This is a genomic window from Rhizobium jaguaris (genome assembly GCF_003627755.1).
GTDB lineage: Bacteria > Pseudomonadota > Alphaproteobacteria > Rhizobiales > Rhizobiaceae > Rhizobium > Rhizobium jaguaris.
Genome location: NZ_CP032695.1, coordinates 375,404 through 391,316 on the forward strand (window position 1 = coordinate 375,404; position 15,913 = coordinate 391,316).

At 61.1% G+C, this 15,913-nt stretch carries 11 protein-coding genes; all 11 read left to right on the plus strand.

Annotated elements, in window-relative coordinates; translation table 11 throughout:
• The first annotated feature begins 182 nt into the window (after positions 1-182).
• The 11 genes from tssA (at position 183) to tssM (ending at position 15,912) form a co-directional block, all read left to right on the plus strand.
• Entirely contained in the window at positions 183-1,877 is a 1,695-nt protein-coding gene (gene tssA, locus CCGE525_RS23865) for a type VI secretion system protein TssA (RefSeq protein ID WP_120706841.1), read from the plus strand.
• Between the two features lie 164 nt (positions 1,878-2,041).
• Positions 2,042-2,554, plus strand: coding sequence for a type VI secretion system contractile sheath small subunit (gene tssB, locus CCGE525_RS23870; RefSeq protein WP_120706842.1), 513 nt, complete (start codon positions 2,042-2,044; stop codon positions 2,552-2,554).
• Between the two features lie 86 nt (positions 2,555-2,640).
• Positions 2,641-4,125 carry a type VI secretion system contractile sheath large subunit gene (tssC, locus tag CCGE525_RS23875; protein ID WP_120706843.1) on the plus strand — a complete coding sequence of 495 codons (1,485 nt, stop codon included), beginning with the start codon at positions 2,641-2,643 and terminating at the stop codon, positions 4,123-4,125.
• A 79-nt stretch (positions 4,126-4,204) separates the two neighbouring features.
• Entirely contained in the window at positions 4,205-4,618 is a 414-nt protein-coding gene (gene tssE, locus CCGE525_RS23880; RefSeq protein ID WP_120706844.1) for a type VI secretion system baseplate subunit TssE, read from the plus strand.
• Between the two features lie 13 nt (positions 4,619-4,631).
• Positions 4,632-6,380, plus strand: coding sequence for a type VI secretion system baseplate subunit TssF (gene tssF, locus CCGE525_RS23885; RefSeq protein ID WP_120706845.1), 1,749 nt, complete (start codon positions 4,632-4,634; stop codon positions 6,378-6,380).
• Entirely contained in the window at positions 6,377-7,522 is a 1,146-nt protein-coding gene (gene tssG, locus CCGE525_RS23890; protein WP_162950285.1) for a type VI secretion system baseplate subunit TssG, read from the plus strand. The genes tssF and tssG overlap by 4 nt, the downstream gene beginning before the upstream one ends.
• Positions 7,519-9,573, plus strand: coding sequence for a type VI secretion system-associated FHA domain protein TagH (gene tagH, locus CCGE525_RS23895; RefSeq protein WP_120706847.1), 2,055 nt, complete (start codon positions 7,519-7,521; stop codon positions 9,571-9,573). The genes tssG and tagH overlap by 4 nt, the downstream gene beginning before the upstream one ends.
• On the plus strand, positions 9,570-10,049 hold the full coding sequence (gene tssJ, locus CCGE525_RS23900; RefSeq protein ID WP_162950286.1) for a type VI secretion system lipoprotein TssJ: 480 nt from the start codon (positions 9,570-9,572) through the stop codon (positions 10,047-10,049). The genes tagH and tssJ overlap by 4 nt, the downstream gene beginning before the upstream one ends.
• 45 nt (positions 10,050-10,094) lie before the next feature.
• Entirely contained in the window at positions 10,095-11,432 is a 1,338-nt protein-coding gene (gene tssK, locus CCGE525_RS23905) for a type VI secretion system baseplate subunit TssK (protein WP_245472352.1), read from the plus strand.
• Positions 11,429-12,313, plus strand: a complete 885-nt coding sequence (gene icmH, locus CCGE525_RS23910) for a type IVB secretion system protein IcmH/DotU (RefSeq protein WP_120706849.1) — start codon at positions 11,429-11,431, stop codon at positions 12,311-12,313. Before tssK ends, icmH begins: the two co-directional genes overlap by 4 nt.
• A gap of 11 nt (positions 12,314-12,324) precedes the next feature.
• The gene (tssM, locus tag CCGE525_RS23915) at positions 12,325-15,912 is read left to right on the plus strand and encodes a type VI secretion system membrane subunit TssM (RefSeq protein ID WP_120706850.1); all 3,588 of its coding nucleotides are present in this window, start codon (positions 12,325-12,327) and stop codon (positions 15,910-15,912) included.
• Position 15,913: the final 1 nt, after the last annotated feature.

The following is a 15,913-nucleotide window of genomic DNA, read 5'->3' on the forward strand; positions in this document are numbered from 1 at the left end:
GATCTACGCCCGTCGTGATACTCCGCGCGTACGCCGTCGCAGGCGGATGAAGCGCTTCGAATGCCACTTCATAGAAGTTACAATTTACACGACTATGACGTTGTTTCGTTTTGCTTCATTGCCGCAATCTTCCTTTTCATCAGCGCCTGTCGCCGTTTCCCGGTTGGCAGCCGGAGATATTTATGACGGACATCGATCTTGCTCTTCTTCTCGATGATTCTCGCGCCGACATCGGCGCTCTTCCGATCGAGCCGACGCCCTCCGGCGAGGATCTGCGCGGCGAACCGGAATTCGAAATTCTGGAAACGGAATTCCGCAAGATCGAAACGGGCGGTCCGACTGCGGTCGACTGGAAGCTTTTGAACGGAAAGACGCTGGAAATTCTGCAGGGCCGTTCGAAGGATCTCGTCCTGGCCTCCCGGCTCGTCTACGGACTGTATCGCGAGGAAGGCTATCGCGGCATGGCGGTCGGGATCAGCATCTTGCGCGGTATGGTGGCGGATCATTGGGAGGGCATGTTTCCTCCGCTCAGCCGCGAACGCGGAAGGGCAGGGACGCTCGATTGGATGGCGGAAAAGCTGGCGACCACCGTCGAAAGTGAGCCGCCCGCCGAAGACAGGAAGGTTTTTGCTCTGGTTGCATATGACCGCCTTGTCGAGCTCGACACGCTTCTTTCAGAAAAACTGAAGAAATATCCAGTGGCGATGGGACCGCTCGTGCGCGCCCTGCGTCCGCATAGCCGGGAGGCGCGGCAGTCCATCGAAGCCCAGGCTGCGCGCGAAGCCGAGGCGGAAAGGGCTGCGGCTGAGCCGCCTTCCGTCGCTGCACCCGTTGATGCGCCGCAACCCTCCACCCCAGCCGAAACGCCGCCTCCGGCGCCGGCGGTGGCTGTTGCGCCCCCACCACCGTCCCGGCCGTCGCCCGCTTCTTCCGCCGCCGTGGTCGCCATGCCGGCCGTGCCAGAGATAGGTGTCGGCGAAGGCGCGGAAAAAGCATTGCAAACGCTCTTCAGCACCGCTGCGCGCATCGCGACCGCGGTTCGGCAGGAGGCGCCGGCCGATGCCCGCGTCTATCTCAGCGCTCGCCTTGCCATCTGGGGTGAGATCGACCGACTCCCGCCCGAGAGAGCCGGAAAGACGGCGTTGCCGCCGCCGCAGCCGAACCGGCTTGCCGAAATCAAGGCCTTGCAAGCTGCCGGAAACCACCAGGATTTGCTGATGTCGGCCGAGAGCGCATTCTTTTCGTCGCCCTTCTGGCTCGATGCGCAATATATGATCGCGCAATCGATGCAGGCGCTTGGCGCCCAATATGATCAGGCGCGCGTCGCGGTCATCGGCGAACTTGCGCTGTTCTTGAAGAGAGTGCCGGGTCTCCCGCAGCTCTCGTTCAGCGACGGCACGCCATTTGCCAGCGCCGAAACCATCGCCTGGATTGCCGGGGAGGTCGAGGCCGGCGACGGTGCGAGTGCATCGGGTTCCGACATTGATATCGCGAAGGCAGAGGCCACCAAGCTCGCACAGCAGGGCCAGATCCTTCTGGGCCTGAAGCTTCTGGCAGATTTTGCGCAAGGGCGGCATGGCGAGCGCGACCGCTTCCTTGCCCGGCTCGAAGTCGGCGAATATTGCCTGCGTTTCGATCTGCTGCAGCCTCTTCTAGCGCTTGTGGTTAAGCTTGAAACCGTCGCCGAAAAGAGCGGCCTTGCGCATTGGGAACCGCAATTGGCGGCAGCACTCGCCAATTTGTCCTGGCGAGCGCTCGACCACAAGAATGCGAAACGCTTCTTCGATGAGGGCGAGTTGCTGGAAAGGAAGAGCGCGATCGTCTCGACACTCGCAGGCCTCGATATGGTCATGGCGGCACGTTTTTCATTGCCGTGACAAAAGCGTTGTAAAACTGACATTTCAATCAGTCATTATCCCCAAGGCCTCATTTCGGGCTACGCAATACGCACTATACTGACCGGCAAGCTTCGGCGCCCCGGCATCTATACTTAATGTTTGTTTTCATATGCCTCGAGACAGGCATGGATTGGGATTAGGTGATGGCGAACGAATCGTCTGTTGCGCCGAAAGAGCGCGTCAATATCCGCTACAAACCAGCCACCGGCGATGCGAAGGAAGAAGTCGAACTTCCGCTGAAGATGGTATTCCTCGCAGACTATACGATGCGCGCCGATGACACGCCGGTCGAAGATCGTTCCTTGATCAATGTGAACAAGGAAAACTTCAACGAGGTCATGAAGAGCCACAATCTGTCGCTCGATATGTCCGTCGACAACAAGCTCGTGGACGAGAGCAGCGAAGAAGGCCAGATGACCGTCTCGCTGAAATTCGACAACCTTAACGATTTCACGCCGGAAGCGATCGCCCGCCAAACGCCGGAACTCAAGAAGCTTCTTGAGCTGCGTGAAGCACTGGTTGCGCTGAAGGGTCCGCTCGGCAACGTCCCAGCCTTCCGCAAGGCGATCCAGGGCGTGCTCGGAGACGACGACGCCCGCGAAAAGCTTCTCGCGGAACTGATTGCCCATACTGAATCCTCCAAAAAAGATCAGTGAACGGATCTCCGCTGTGCCGGGCCCGGCCTGTGGAGTTCGAGGACTGAACTCACGTTTTTGATGACGACCGAATAAAGGCTCACACGATGTCTGAGAGAGAGACGGCGCAGCAAGTCGAGACCACCTACCAGGAAGCGGAGGGATCCCTCCTCGACCAGATCCTGCAGGAAACCAAGCTTTCCCCGAGCGACGATGGCTATGATATCGCCAAGAAGGGTGTCAGCGCCTTCATCGCCGAACTGCTGAAGCCGACGCGTGCCGACAGCACCGTCAACAGCGCCGCGATCGACCAGATGATCGCCGAAATCGACATGAAACTGTCGGCCCAGGTCGACGAAGTCCTCCACAATAAGGACTTCATGACGCTGGAATCGACCTGGCGCAGCCTCCGCTTCGCTGTCGACCGCACCGATTTCCGCCAGAACATCAAGATCGAGATCATGAACGTCTCGAAGGCCGATCTGCTGACCGACTTCGAGGACAGCCCGGAAGTGGCGAAGTCCGGCCTCTACAAGCATATCTACACTGCGGAATACGGCCAATTCGGTGGCCAGCCGGTCGGTGCCGTCGTCTGCGACTATGCCTTCGGCCCCGGCGCCCAGGATGTGAAGCTCGCTCAATATTGCGCCAGTGTCGGTGCCATGTCGCACGCGCCCTTCATCGCCGGCGCCGCACCGTCGATGTTCGGCGTCGACAGCTTCGAAGAGATCCCGAACCTCAAGGATATGGAATCGATTTTCGAAGGCCCAAAATACGCCAAATGGAATGGCTTCCGCGAATCCGAAGACGCCCGCTACTTCGGCCTGGCAATGCCGCGTTTCCTTCTGCGCACGCCCTACGGTTCGGAAACGGTTCCGGTCAAGGCCTTCAATTATGAAGAGCGTGCCGAGGGCCGCACCGAGAATTACCTCTGGGGCAATGCCGCGATCGCCCTTGTCACCCGCATGACCGATAGCTTTGCCAACTATCGCTGGTGCCCGAATATCATCGGCCCGCAGTCCGGTGGTGCCGTCGAGGACCTGCCGGTCCACACCTTTGAGGCAATGGGCCAGCTTCAGAGCAAGATTCCGACGGAAGTGTTGATTTCCGACCGCAAGGAATATGAACTGGCCGAGCAGGGCTTCATCTCGCTCACCATGCGCAAGGGCAGCGACAATGCCGCCTTCTTCTCGGCAAATTCGGTGCAGAAGCCGAAATTCTTCGGCAACTCCGCCGAGGGCAAGAATGCCGAACTGAACTACCGGCTCGGCACGCAGCTTCCCTACATGATGATCGTCAATCGCCTGGCGCATTACATCAAGGTGCTCCAGCGCGAAAATATCGGTAGCTGGAAGAACCGCGGCGAACTCGAAAACGAGCTCAACAACTGGATCCGCCAGTATGTGTCGGACCAGGACAATCCGTCGGCCGACGTCCGTTCGCGCCGTCCGCTTCGTAAGGCGCAGATTACCGTTTCGGATGTCGATGGCGAACCGGGCTGGTACAGCGTCGGCATGTCCGTTCAGCCGCATTTCAAATATATGGGCGCGGATTTCACCCTCTCCCTGAAGGGTAAGCTGGACAAGGCCTGAAGCGCGCTTTGAGTGCCGCCGCCGGCCCTGAAACGAGGCAATCTTGCCCGCTGGAGCCGGCGTCGGAAGGGAGTTGGGAATGGTATCGGTTAGTTTGTTGCAACGTCTTGAGCGTGATGATGTCGTTGGCGGATCAGGTTCTACCGTCAACGACGACACTGCAATCATGAACAGCGTGCTCAGCAACCTGCGGTCTCTCCTAAACAGTCGCCGCAATTGCTGTGAGACCCGTCCCGATTACGGCTTGCAGGATTTCAACGCGACAGAGGACTACCGCAGTTCGATCCCGCTGATTGCCAGGGATGTCGAACGACAGATCAGGCTGTTCGAGCCGCGTATCCGCAACGTCATCGTCCGGGCGGTCGAGGACAAGACCCAGCTGTCCCAGCTGATCTTCCACATCAACGGCGAACTCGCTCACGGCGACCGCACCGTGCGAATTTCCTTCGATTCCGTCCTCGGCAGCGACGGCTATATGCGTCTCAACGGATAGAAGGTCGAACCGAGTGTCCGTCAACAGCTATTACCGAGACGAGCTTTCCTACTTGCGGGAAATGGGCAGCCTGTTTGCCAAGGCCAATCCGCGCCTATCAGCCTATCTCGCCAAGGAGGCATCCGATCCGGACGTCGAGCGGCTTCTGGAAGGCTTCTCCTTCCTGGTCGGGCGGCTCCGTCAGAGGCTCGATGCGGAAATGCCGGAGCTGGCGCTGACGCTGCTGCAGCTCGTCTGGCCGCACTATCTGCGCCCGGTGCCGCCGATCACCACCGTCCAGTTCCGTTTTGCCGAAGGGGCAAGTGGCGCCTCGATGAAAGTGCCGCGCGGCACGCAGGTTCAAACGAACCCCCTGGGTGGCGAAGCGGTGGTTTTCAGCACAAGCTACGATCTTTCGGTGCTGCCGCTCGACATTACGGGGGTCGATCTCGACAACCGCAAGAACACCGCAAGGTTGACCCTCAATTTCGAGCGCATCGCAGGCAATGGCCTGCAGGCGCTTGCCGAGGCGCCGTTGACGATCTTCTTCAACAGCCATCGCGACGCCGCGGTTGCCCGCCAGCTCTACCTCTTTTTCATAGAAAAGGTGCAGCGCGTGTATTTCACGCCGAAGGGCGGCGAGGCGGTTGTCGTGCCCGTCAGGATAGAGCCGCTCGGCTTTTCCGCCGATGAAGCGACGCTTCCCTATCCGCAGGGCTCGTTCGACGGCTTCCGCATCATGCAGGAATATTTCTCCTGTCCGGAAAAGTTCATGTATGCCCGCCTGCACGGCCTCGAAAGGTTTGCCGGCCAGCAGACCGACGGCTTCAGCCTTTCCTTCGACATGGCGCAGCGCTTTCCGGAGGCATCGCGGCTGACTGCGGATCAGTTCGCTCTCAACACGTCGCCTGCCGTCAATCTTTTTTCGGTCGAGGGGCAGGCGCTCATGATCTCGCACGACCGTTCGGAATATCCGGTCCGGGCGACGGGTGGTTTCGAAAAGCGCAGCGTCCATGCGGTGGAATCCGTGGTCGGCTGGGTGCAGGGGAGCGGCAAGCGGATCGATTACGAAGCCTTTGAAAGCTTTCGGCATGATCCCGCCAATGAGGGGACGGCCAAGCTCTATTACCGAACGCAGGTACGTCCGGCCATTCTCGGAAACGGCGTCGACCACTACCTTTCCTTCGTCACCCGTCTCGACGAGATCGGCCGGCCGGAGACGGAGACGGTGTCGATGAAGCTTCTATGCTCCAACGGTCCGCTGGCCCTCCAGCACGGCATCGGCTCGGTCAATCAGCCGACCTCGTCGACGCCGCCGAAGCTCGATTTCTCGAACATCACGCCGATCCTTGGTGAAGTGCCGCCGCCGCTCGAAGACAATATCCTCTGGACGCTGATTGCCAATCTGGCCCGCAATTTCGCATCGCTGATCGATGTCGAGGCGTTGCGCACGGTGGTCGGCGCCTATGATTTTCGCGCCAATGCCGACAAGCAGGCCGCGCAGCAGCGCGATCTCCTTCTGCAGAGTTTTCGCCGTTTCGAGCGGCGTGGCATCGATATCATGCGCGGTGGCCGGCCGAGCCGGGCTTATGAGCTGGCGCTGACGGTCTCCGAGAGCCAAATGGGCGGCGAAGGGGAAATGTATCTCTTCGGCACGATCCTGGATCAATTCCTGAAATCCTACGCCAGCATCAACAGCTTGCACCGTTTCTCGGTGCGAGGGCTGGATACGAACACGACATATAAGTGGACTCCCAAATGGGGAGAGGCAGCGACGCTATGACCCCGGATGGTGGCACGGTTATCGCCGCGGCATCGGCGGAAGAACGGATCGATGCACGCAAGGCCCGCGCCGATCGGCTGGCTGGCTTGCGTCATTTCCGCTTCCACCAACTTATCACGCTGATCGAGATGCAGCGGCAGGGCGCCCGCCCGATCGGCGCGCTCGGCGATCCCGCTGAGGAGTATATCCGCTTCCGCGCGACGCGATCCCTGAGCTTCGGCCCCGGCGATCTTTCCGCTGTCGACTATGGTGACGACGGCGAGCGTCTCGATATCCGGGTCAATTTCTTCGGCCTTTACGGTCCTGCGTCGCCACTGCCGCCATCTTTCACGGAACGGATCATCGAGGAAGATCGGGCCCAGGCCTCCGTCGAGGATCTGCTCGATCTTTTCAATCATCGCCTTATTTCGCTGCTTCACGTCATCTGGCGGAAGTACCGCTATTATCTTCGCTACGAAACCGGCGGATCGGACGCTTTATCCAAGCGGTTCCTGGCGCTTTGCGGTTTTCCGATCGAGGATAGGGATCGTATCGGCCAGATCTCACGTTCGGCGCTGCTGCCGCATGTCGGTCTTCTGTCGCTCTATTCCAATTCCGCGGATGTCGTATCCGCAACGCTCTCCAATTTCTTCAGGATACCCTGCCGCATCGAGGAATTCATCGACCGGCATGTCGTCATGGATACGGATTCGCAGTTCCAGCTTGGCGTGGCGAACAATCTGCTCGGCGAGGATACGATCATCGGCGGCGAGATCGACGATGATCTCGGGAAATTCCGGGTCTGTTTGGGCCGGTCGCCGTTTTCGGCTATTGCGCCCTTTCTTCCGGGAGGAAACCGCCATCGGCAGCTCTCGGAACTGCTGTCCATGGTCAACCGTGAGCCGCTCGATTGGGACATGCAGTTCGAGTTCGAGCCTGAGACCGTCCCGATAGGATGCTTGGGAGAGATGAAGCTCGGCTGGTCCGGGTGGCTCTATGCCCATGATGCGGATCATCTGGAGAGTACCGTGCGGCTCGCTGTCCTTGAGGCGGATAGCGATGCAGACCCGGACGACGAGGACTTTGGTGACGATGCGGGGTACCACCCCATGCCTGCCGCCGGGGACTCGCAGCGTTTCAGGGAGGCGAGAGCGGGGCAATGAAGGTTCGCTTGTCTCTCGTCGATGCGTCGGAGCAGACCGAGCACACATTCGGGCCGGATGGCGGCATCTTTGGCCGATCTGCCAAATGCGATTGGGTGCTGCCGGATCCGGAGCATATTCTTTCTTCCGTTCATGGCCGGATACAGTTTTCGAACGGCCGCTACCTGCTGATCGATGAGAGCACCAACGGTATCGTGCTCGACGGCCGGCAGGACCCGCTCGGCCGTGGCAATTCCATTGTCCTGCAGGACAAGTTGCGATTCCGCGCCGCAAAATACCTGATCGAAGCGCAGATGGTTCGCGAGGCCGATCAAGGTCTGCCCGTCCTTCAGGCATCCGGCTTGCAGCAGTCCGCGCCGTCCCCTTGGCCCGATGCGCCGGTACCGCTGGCCGGGAAACGGCGTGTCGAGCCGGTCTTGCGCAATGACGGTCTGTTCGACGGAGCCGCGGGACGCAACTCGCAGGATCCGCTTGCTTACCTCGACACGCCGGCTCCGATGGATATTGCCGGCCCTCGTGTCGCCTCCCATCCCGCACCGGGATTTCCCGCTCAGAATGCGCGACAGGGTGGCTATCACGCCGGTTTCGGCGGCACGCCGGCGGTTGCGTCGCCGGTCTTACCCGCTGCCGACGGAAGCCTCGACGATCTCTTTGCCGCTGCGCCCGGTCCGCGTGGCATCGGTCCAAGCGTCGAGCTGCCGATATCGGCAGCTCAGGTCCAGGCATTTGCCGTACCGCCGCTCGCGCCCACTCTGGCGCAGCCGGTAGCACTGCCGCCCGCCGCAATCCCTCAGCCGGCACCCGAACCGCCGCCGGTCGCTACCCGGTCTATCCCCGAGGATTTTCTTGCGTCCTTCGGCGCAAGTAGGCAAAGCGGCTTGTCGACCGTTCCCGCGCTGTCACCGGCCAATCCTGATTCGTCCGCTCGTCCTTCTTCCGCCGCGCCTCCGGCTCAACCGGCGACAAAGCTTATTCCGGATGATTTCGATCCGCTGACCGCCTTCGGCCCGCCGCGCACATTCGTCCCGCAGGCGGTTCCTGCAGAAGTGCCCGTGCGTATCTCCGTACCGTCGGCGCCTTTGCCGCCGGTTGCCGCCGCCCGCCCACCCGAGCCGCTGAGCCCGGCTCTGCTTGCGGATTTCGTGAAAGTCGAGACTCCTGCCGCAGCGACACGCGCCGGAAATGGGAATGTAGCTGGAGAGCCTTTCGATCCGCTTGAGGCGATGAAGAGCCGCCGCGAGGAGCGCAAGGCGGCATTGCTCGAAAAGGCGAAGGGGAACGGCAATGCCGGTCCGCCTATTCCGCCTCCGCCGTCTGCCGCGGCTGTGCCCGCCGTGTCTGCGACCGCCCTACCGGATCTGCCCAAATCGCCGCCCATGCCCGCTGGTTCGGAGCTGCCGCCCGAGAGTATTCCCGTTATCGCGAATCCCGGCGCAGCAGCAGCAGACTTGACGATCATCGCAGCGCTTTTCACAGGCATGGGCTTCCCGGCCGAGCGCGTGACGGCGGAGCGGGGGAGCACGATTGCCAAGGAAGCCGGTGAAGTGGTGCGCGAAACGGCCGAGGGCCTGATTGCGCTTCTTGCGGCGCGGCGTCTGCTGAAGACTGAATTCCGGATGGACGAGACCCAGGTGCAGCCGGAGGAAAACAATGCGCTCAAGCATTTCAAGATCGCCGAACTGGCGCTCGACGAACTGTTTCTGACCAAGGGTGGCGGGTTCCAGCCACCGGCCGAATCTGTCGCCTCCGCTTTCGCCGATCTGCAGCAGCATGCCGTACTGACGATGTCGGCCATGCAGCGCGCCATCAATCTTCTCTTCCGCCGGCTTTCGCCCGACGTCATCGCCCGTGATGCGGAGGATGAGGGCGGTCTGCGCATCCGCGGTCTCGGCGCCCGCAAGGGAAAATGGGAAACCTATGTCGAAAGCCATGCCCGAATGAGCGGCAATATCGACGGGGTCGCCCGTCAGATCATCGCCGAGGCGTTTGCACAGGTTCAGGAAGAGCAGGCACGAAAGGCGGCATCCGCCTATTGGGAGAAAAAGCAGTGACAGTGACGAGACGTGCCGTTTTCGAGGGATTGGGTGCGAGCGCCATTCTGGCGCTCACCGGGTGCGGCCATACGCCCGATCCGACGCCCACATCCATCGTCCTGAATGCCGATCCCGGCATCAACCCGGGCGAGACCGGCGCGGCATCTCCCGTCGTCGTCAGGATTTATGAGCTGAAGGGCATCAAGGCGTTCAACAACGCCAATTTCTTCGATTTCGACAAGGATACGCAGATCCTCGGCGCCGATCTCATCGCCAGTCGCGAATACGAGATGACCCCGGGTAGCCAGCAGAAATACCAGAAGGAGATTTCGAGCGAAGCGGCCTATATCGGCGTTGTCGCCTCCTTCCGCAACATCCAGTCGGCGACCTGGCGCGATTCGATCGAGCTGCACAAGGGTTCGAAGAATAGGCTGGTCGTCTATCTCACCAGCGCTGCGGTCCGGATCCAGAAGGCAAGCGGCTGGTTCGGCTGATGGGCAGAGAGTTTATGAGGAGTAGGTCCTCGGAGGGAACGATTGGTGTCGACGGGTAAGCCATTGTGGCTGGAGGGCATGTTTCTTCGCCCACAGCATCTGCAGCAATATGACCGCTGGATCGAAGACAGCCTCGAACAGCGCGTGGCGGCGTTGCTGCCGCATTCCTGGGGTCTGCGCAGCCTCCAGCTCGATCCCAATGCGCTTAAGAATGGCCAGGTAAGGGTCATCTCGGTCGAGATGATCTTTCCAGATGGGACGGTCTATGCCGCGCCCGCAGCGCAGCCTTTGCCGCCCGCGCGGCATCTGACCACCGATTTTCAGGGCAAGCGGTTGTTCATGGCCGCGCCGTTGCGGGCACCCGGCGGCATTGATGTCGCCGACAACGACAATCCTACACACCGCTTCCGACGGGTCGCAACCGAGCTTCGCGATAGCGCCAAGGCGGATCGTCCGCCAGCTGATATCTATCTCGCCGCCTTAAACGCGCGCCTGGTTATCGAAGGCGAGTCCCTGGACGAGCTTGTCTATATTCCGATCGCCGAAATAGACGCCGTCGATGCGCAGGGCCAGGTGACGTTGTCGGAAACCTTCATTCCGCCCGCGCTCGTCGCCAGCGCCAGTGTGCGGCTCGTCTCGTTGATGGAGCAGATCCGCGGCCTCCTGAAAAGCCGTTCCGATGCCCTGGCCTCGGGCGCTGCAGGCGAAGACGGTGGCACACGGTCTGGCACGATCGACCTCATTACGCTTGGCATCGTCAACCGCTATCAGGCAGTCTTCGATCACATGATCGCATCGGCCGCGCACACGCCGGAGATCGTCTACCGCGAATGTATCGCCCTTGCCGGCGAGCTTTCGGCCTTTGCCGCGACCGGACGCAAGCTGCCGGATCTCGGCCGCTATAATCATCGCGACCTGAGGGCAAGCTTTGAAAACCTGATGCCGATCCTGCGCAACCTGCTCAGCGTCATCGTCGAGCGCAATGCCGTCAGCATCCCGCTGACCGAGAGGGATTACGGCATCTGGCTCGGCGAGATCAAGGACCGTGTGACCTTTGCTGGCCGACGCTTCGTGCTGATCGCACGGGCAAACATTGCGCTCGAGACTATCCGCGTGCAGATGCCGATCCAGGTCAAGATCGGTCCGGTCGAGCAAATCCACGATCTCGTCAATCTGCAATTGCCCGGCATCGGCGTGCAGCCGCTGTCGGTCGCGCCGCGCGAGATTCCCTTCATTCAGAACGCCGTCTATTTCGAGCTCGACGACGGCAATCCGCTCTGGAGCCGCTTTCGGGATTCGGCCGCCTTCGCGCTGCATGTCAGCGGCGAATATCCGGGGCTCAAGCTTGAACTCTGGGCGATCCAGAAGGGAACGGCCCAATGAGCAGCCTAGGCGAGGAGTCTGATCACCCGACGGTCGCCCGGCGCCTGAGCCCGCGGGCTCGCACCGCGCTCGCCGCCCAAGGCGAAGAGGACGCGCCGACCGTCGTTATCCATCGCCACACCAACCCGCCCGCCGAAACGCCCGCGACCGGGACCTCGTCGCTGCAAAGCGCTGCGGTCATCGTCCAGCAACTTGAGGCGACGCCTGAGAGAAAGCTCGTGCGCGCCGCCGCTCCGCTGCTTCTGATCGGCGCGCAATTGCGCAACTCCGTCGATCGCGCCGATGTCGCAGCGTTGCGCCGCCAGGTCGCCGAGGAAATGGACCGGTTTCAGCAGACGGCGCAGAAGAGCGGCTGCGAGGCCGGCGACATCATCGCCGCCCGCTATGTCCTCTGCTCCATGCTCGATGAGACCGTGCTGATGACACCTTGGGGCAGTCGCAGCGAATGGAGCGCCAATAGCCTGCTGAACCAATATCACAACGAAACCTGGGGCGGCGAAAAGGTCTTTACCATCCTCGATCGCGTCAAGACCAATGGCGAGAAGAAGCTGCCATTACTGCTTCTGATCCACGCCTGCCTGATGCTCGGCTTCGAAGGACGCTACAGGGTTCTGGAGCGTGGCCGCGATCTCCTGGAGGAGTTGCGAAACGACCTCTCGCGGACGATCCGCCGCTATTCCGAGGCTAAACCTGAAGAGCCGCTCTCCGCTGAGGGGAAGGCTGCCAAGGGCGGGCGGCGGATTCGCACTGCCATACCGCTCTGGATGGTGGTCGTTGCGGCCTTCTGCGTGCTCATCATCGTGCATGTCTACGCGCAGTTCACGCTCTCCAACGCACTTGCGCCGGTGCTCGTTAAAATTCATGCGCTGACGGTGGGATAGGGTTTCGCGCGATGTTGAGAACGTATCTCGTCACTCTCCTCAGACCGACCAGCCTGATCATCCTGCTCGTTCTTGCAGCACTTTCGGTTGTTTTCTGGCTCTTCGGCGGGACGCTTGCCATCAAGGGCGTCAAGCCGTTCGCGGATGCGTCGCTGCGCGTCTATATCATCATTGGCGTCTTCGTCTTCTACCTGCTGGTGACGTTTCTGCGCCATCTGCTCGCCCGCCGCGCCAATGCCCGGCTGATCAACTCGATGCTTGCCAATGACGAGCTCGTTTCGATGGGCAGCGACTTCTCCTCGGGCGAGATCGAGATCATCCGCGAGCGTTTCGAAAAGACGCTGAAGACGCTGCGGGACAACCCGGTCGGCGGCCGCCGCAAGCGCGATTTCATCTATGATATGCCCTGGTATATCATCATCGGGCCGCCCGGCACCGGCAAGACGACGATCCTGCGCAATTCCGGCCTGAACTTTCCTCTGGCGGTGGATGGCGACCCGGCACTTCAGGGAATCGGCGGCACGCGCAATTGCGATTGGTGGATTTCCGACGAGGCCGTGCTGATCGATACGGCCGGCCGCTACACGACGCAAGACATCAACGCCGGCATCGATGCCGCCGCGTGGAACGGTTTCCTCGGTCTTCTAAAGCAGCATCGCCGCCGCCGGCCGATCAACGGCGTGCTGCTTGCCGTCAGCATCGCCGATGTCGTGCTCGCCAGCGATGCCGAGCGCCAGAAGCAGGCCGAGACCCTGCGCCAGAGGCTGCGCGAACTTCACCGCACCTTCGGCATGCGGCTGCCGGTTTATCTGCTCTTCACCAAATGCGACCTGATTGCCGGTTTCGAGGAATTCTTCGATGAGACGCAGGAAGAGGAGCGCGAGCAGATCTGGGGCATGACCTTTGATCGCGACCACGAGCAGATGACATTCGGACGGCAATTCGAGTCCGGCTTCACCGATCTCGTTGCCCGCCTTGAGCGTCGCCTCCCGCTCAAGCTCGCAGCCGAGCGCAGCAACAGCCGCCGCTGCCGCATCTATCTGTTTCCGCATGAATTCGGCTCCATGGCGAGCACGTTGCGTGGCTTTGTCACCGATGTCTTCCGCATCAATCGTTCTGAGGCTCAGCCGCTTCTGCGGGGCGTCTATTTCACCTCTGGCACTCAGGAAGGCACGCCGTTCGACCGGCTGCTCGGTGCCATGGGCCGCAGCTTCTCGCTGGCGCCCAGCCAACAACTGCCGATGAGCGGGCAAGGCAAAGCTTTCTTCATCCGCAAGCTTCTGACCGATATCATCTTCGCCGAACAGAATCTGGTCGGCAGAAACACCAAGCTTGAACGACGGCTGGCGACGGCCCGCTACAGCGCCTATGCGGCGCTGGTTGTCTTTACTGTCGCGCTTTCCGGCTTCTGGCTGTACGGCCTTAGCGCGTCGCTCGCGCAGATCAAGCAGACCAACGACACTGCTGATACGCTGCGCGACCGGCTTGGAGCGGCCAATCTGAATCGCAGCCTGAACACCATTCTGCCGGCGCTGGATACCGCAAGCGCGCTGCGCGACAACGTTTCCGGTTCCTTCGGCTGGTTCGGGCAGATCGTCGGCATCGACGCTCGTCCGCAACTGGCCTCTGCGGCGGGTGCGACCTACGACAATGTGCTCGGTCAATTCCTGCTGCCGACGGTGACGAGGCGGCTGCAGACACAGGTCCAACTGCTTTCCTCTTCAGGCGACAACAACAATCTTCTGCTGCGCGATCAGCTCGAAACCTATCTGATGCTGACCACCGGCCAGAACTTTGCCAAGCCGAAGGTCGAGCAGGAATTCGCCAAGCAGAACGATGCGGCTTTCGCCCTCAACCCCGCCGACCATTCCCGGATGGACGCGCACATGGAGCATCTTATCACTCTCCTGCCGGAGCGGACGCAGCCTGACAGCGGCACGGTGGGGGATGCGCGCGAGCGTCTGAGCCGGGTTCCGCCGGCACTGGATATCTACCGGCGCATGGTGACGGATGCCGACCGCCGCTATCAGCTGACGCCGATCAGCATCGTCAATGTTCTTGGCACCAGCGTATTGCGAGCCGATACCGCCGCGCTCGGCGGCAACAGCGTCATTCCGGGCTTTTACACCAAGAACGGCTTTTATAATTTCTTCCTGCCGCGCCTGCCGGAATATATCCGCAACTCAACAGGCACCGATTGGGTTCTCGGCAACAACGCCATCAGCAATGATGCCTACAACAAGGTGGCTCAGCAGATCGTCGCCGCCTATGTGAAAGATTATATCGCGTCATGGCGCAGTGCCATCGGCCAGGTTCGGGTTATCGATTTCGATTCGCTGAGCCGTGCCCAGATGGTCTTGCAGGAACTTTCCAATCCGCAGTCGCCGCTGACCGCCTTGCTCAATGAAGTCCGGGAGAATACTGAGCTGCCGCTGCCGGCCGTCAAGGAAGGCGGTGCTGCCGACGAGGCCGCTTCTCAGGCCGCGGCAAAGGTCGGTGGGCCGGCCGGTCTGATCACGGCGGTTGCCGGCGAAGCGACCGACGCCATGGCGAAGACAGCGATTTCGACGGCCTTCGGCAATGCGCCATGGCCCGGCACGCCGATCGGCGATGCGTTCAGGCCGCTGAATTCCCTTGTCGACCCGCAGAATCCGTTGGGTTCGCTCAGTCAAGTGCAGCAGCTGTTCGGCGACATGCTGGGCACTGTCGCCAGCGTCACCTCGGCGCCGGATCCATCCGCCGCTGCCTACGATTTCATCGCCCAGCGGGCCAAGAGCCCGATCAATGACAGCTTTTCGAAGCTTGGGGCGCAAGCGGCGACGAAGCCGGAGCCGGTGCGGTCCATGGTCAGCTTTGTCTCGAAGCGGACTCTGGACCAGCTGATGCGGCAGAGCTACGCCTATATCAACGGCCGTTGGCAGCAGGAAGTCGTTCCTGCCTGCAACAACATCCTGGCGGACCGCTATCCCTTCGCCCTCGACTCGCAGCAGGAAGTTTCGCTGCAGGATTTCTCCGACCTTTTCAAACCGAGCGGCATCATCGACAAGTTCTTCACCGATTATCTCACTCCGTTCGTCAGCGTCCGGGGCAGGCAGCTGACCGAACTGGCCGGGCAGGGCGGGGGCCTCGGTCTTTCAAAGGATTCCCTGGCGCAGTTTGCGAGGGCACAAACGATCCGCGATGCCTTTTTCGGCGCCGGCGGCACGACGCCGCAGGCGAAATTCACGGTCGAGCCCTTCTTCCTCGATCCGAAGGCGCTCAAATCCTCCTTCATCCTCGACGATGCCGAGCTGGATTATCGCCACGGTCCGGTTCGAGGCCAGGATTTTACTTGGCCAAGCAAGCTGGATTCCAGCACCGCGACATTGCGCATCAACCTTTTGGACGGCACGTCGCAGACGCTGGAGCGCACCGGCAATTGGGCAGTCTTCCGCATGCTGAGCAATTCGGGGCTAGCCAATGTCAAGGGCCAGGATCAGTTCGTCTTCTCGATCGCGAAGGACAAGGTGCAGGCGAGCTTCAGACTTAAGGCCGGCAGCGTGACGAACCCGTTCAATCTCGATCTCTATTCCTCTTTCCGCTGCCCTGCGGCACTATAGG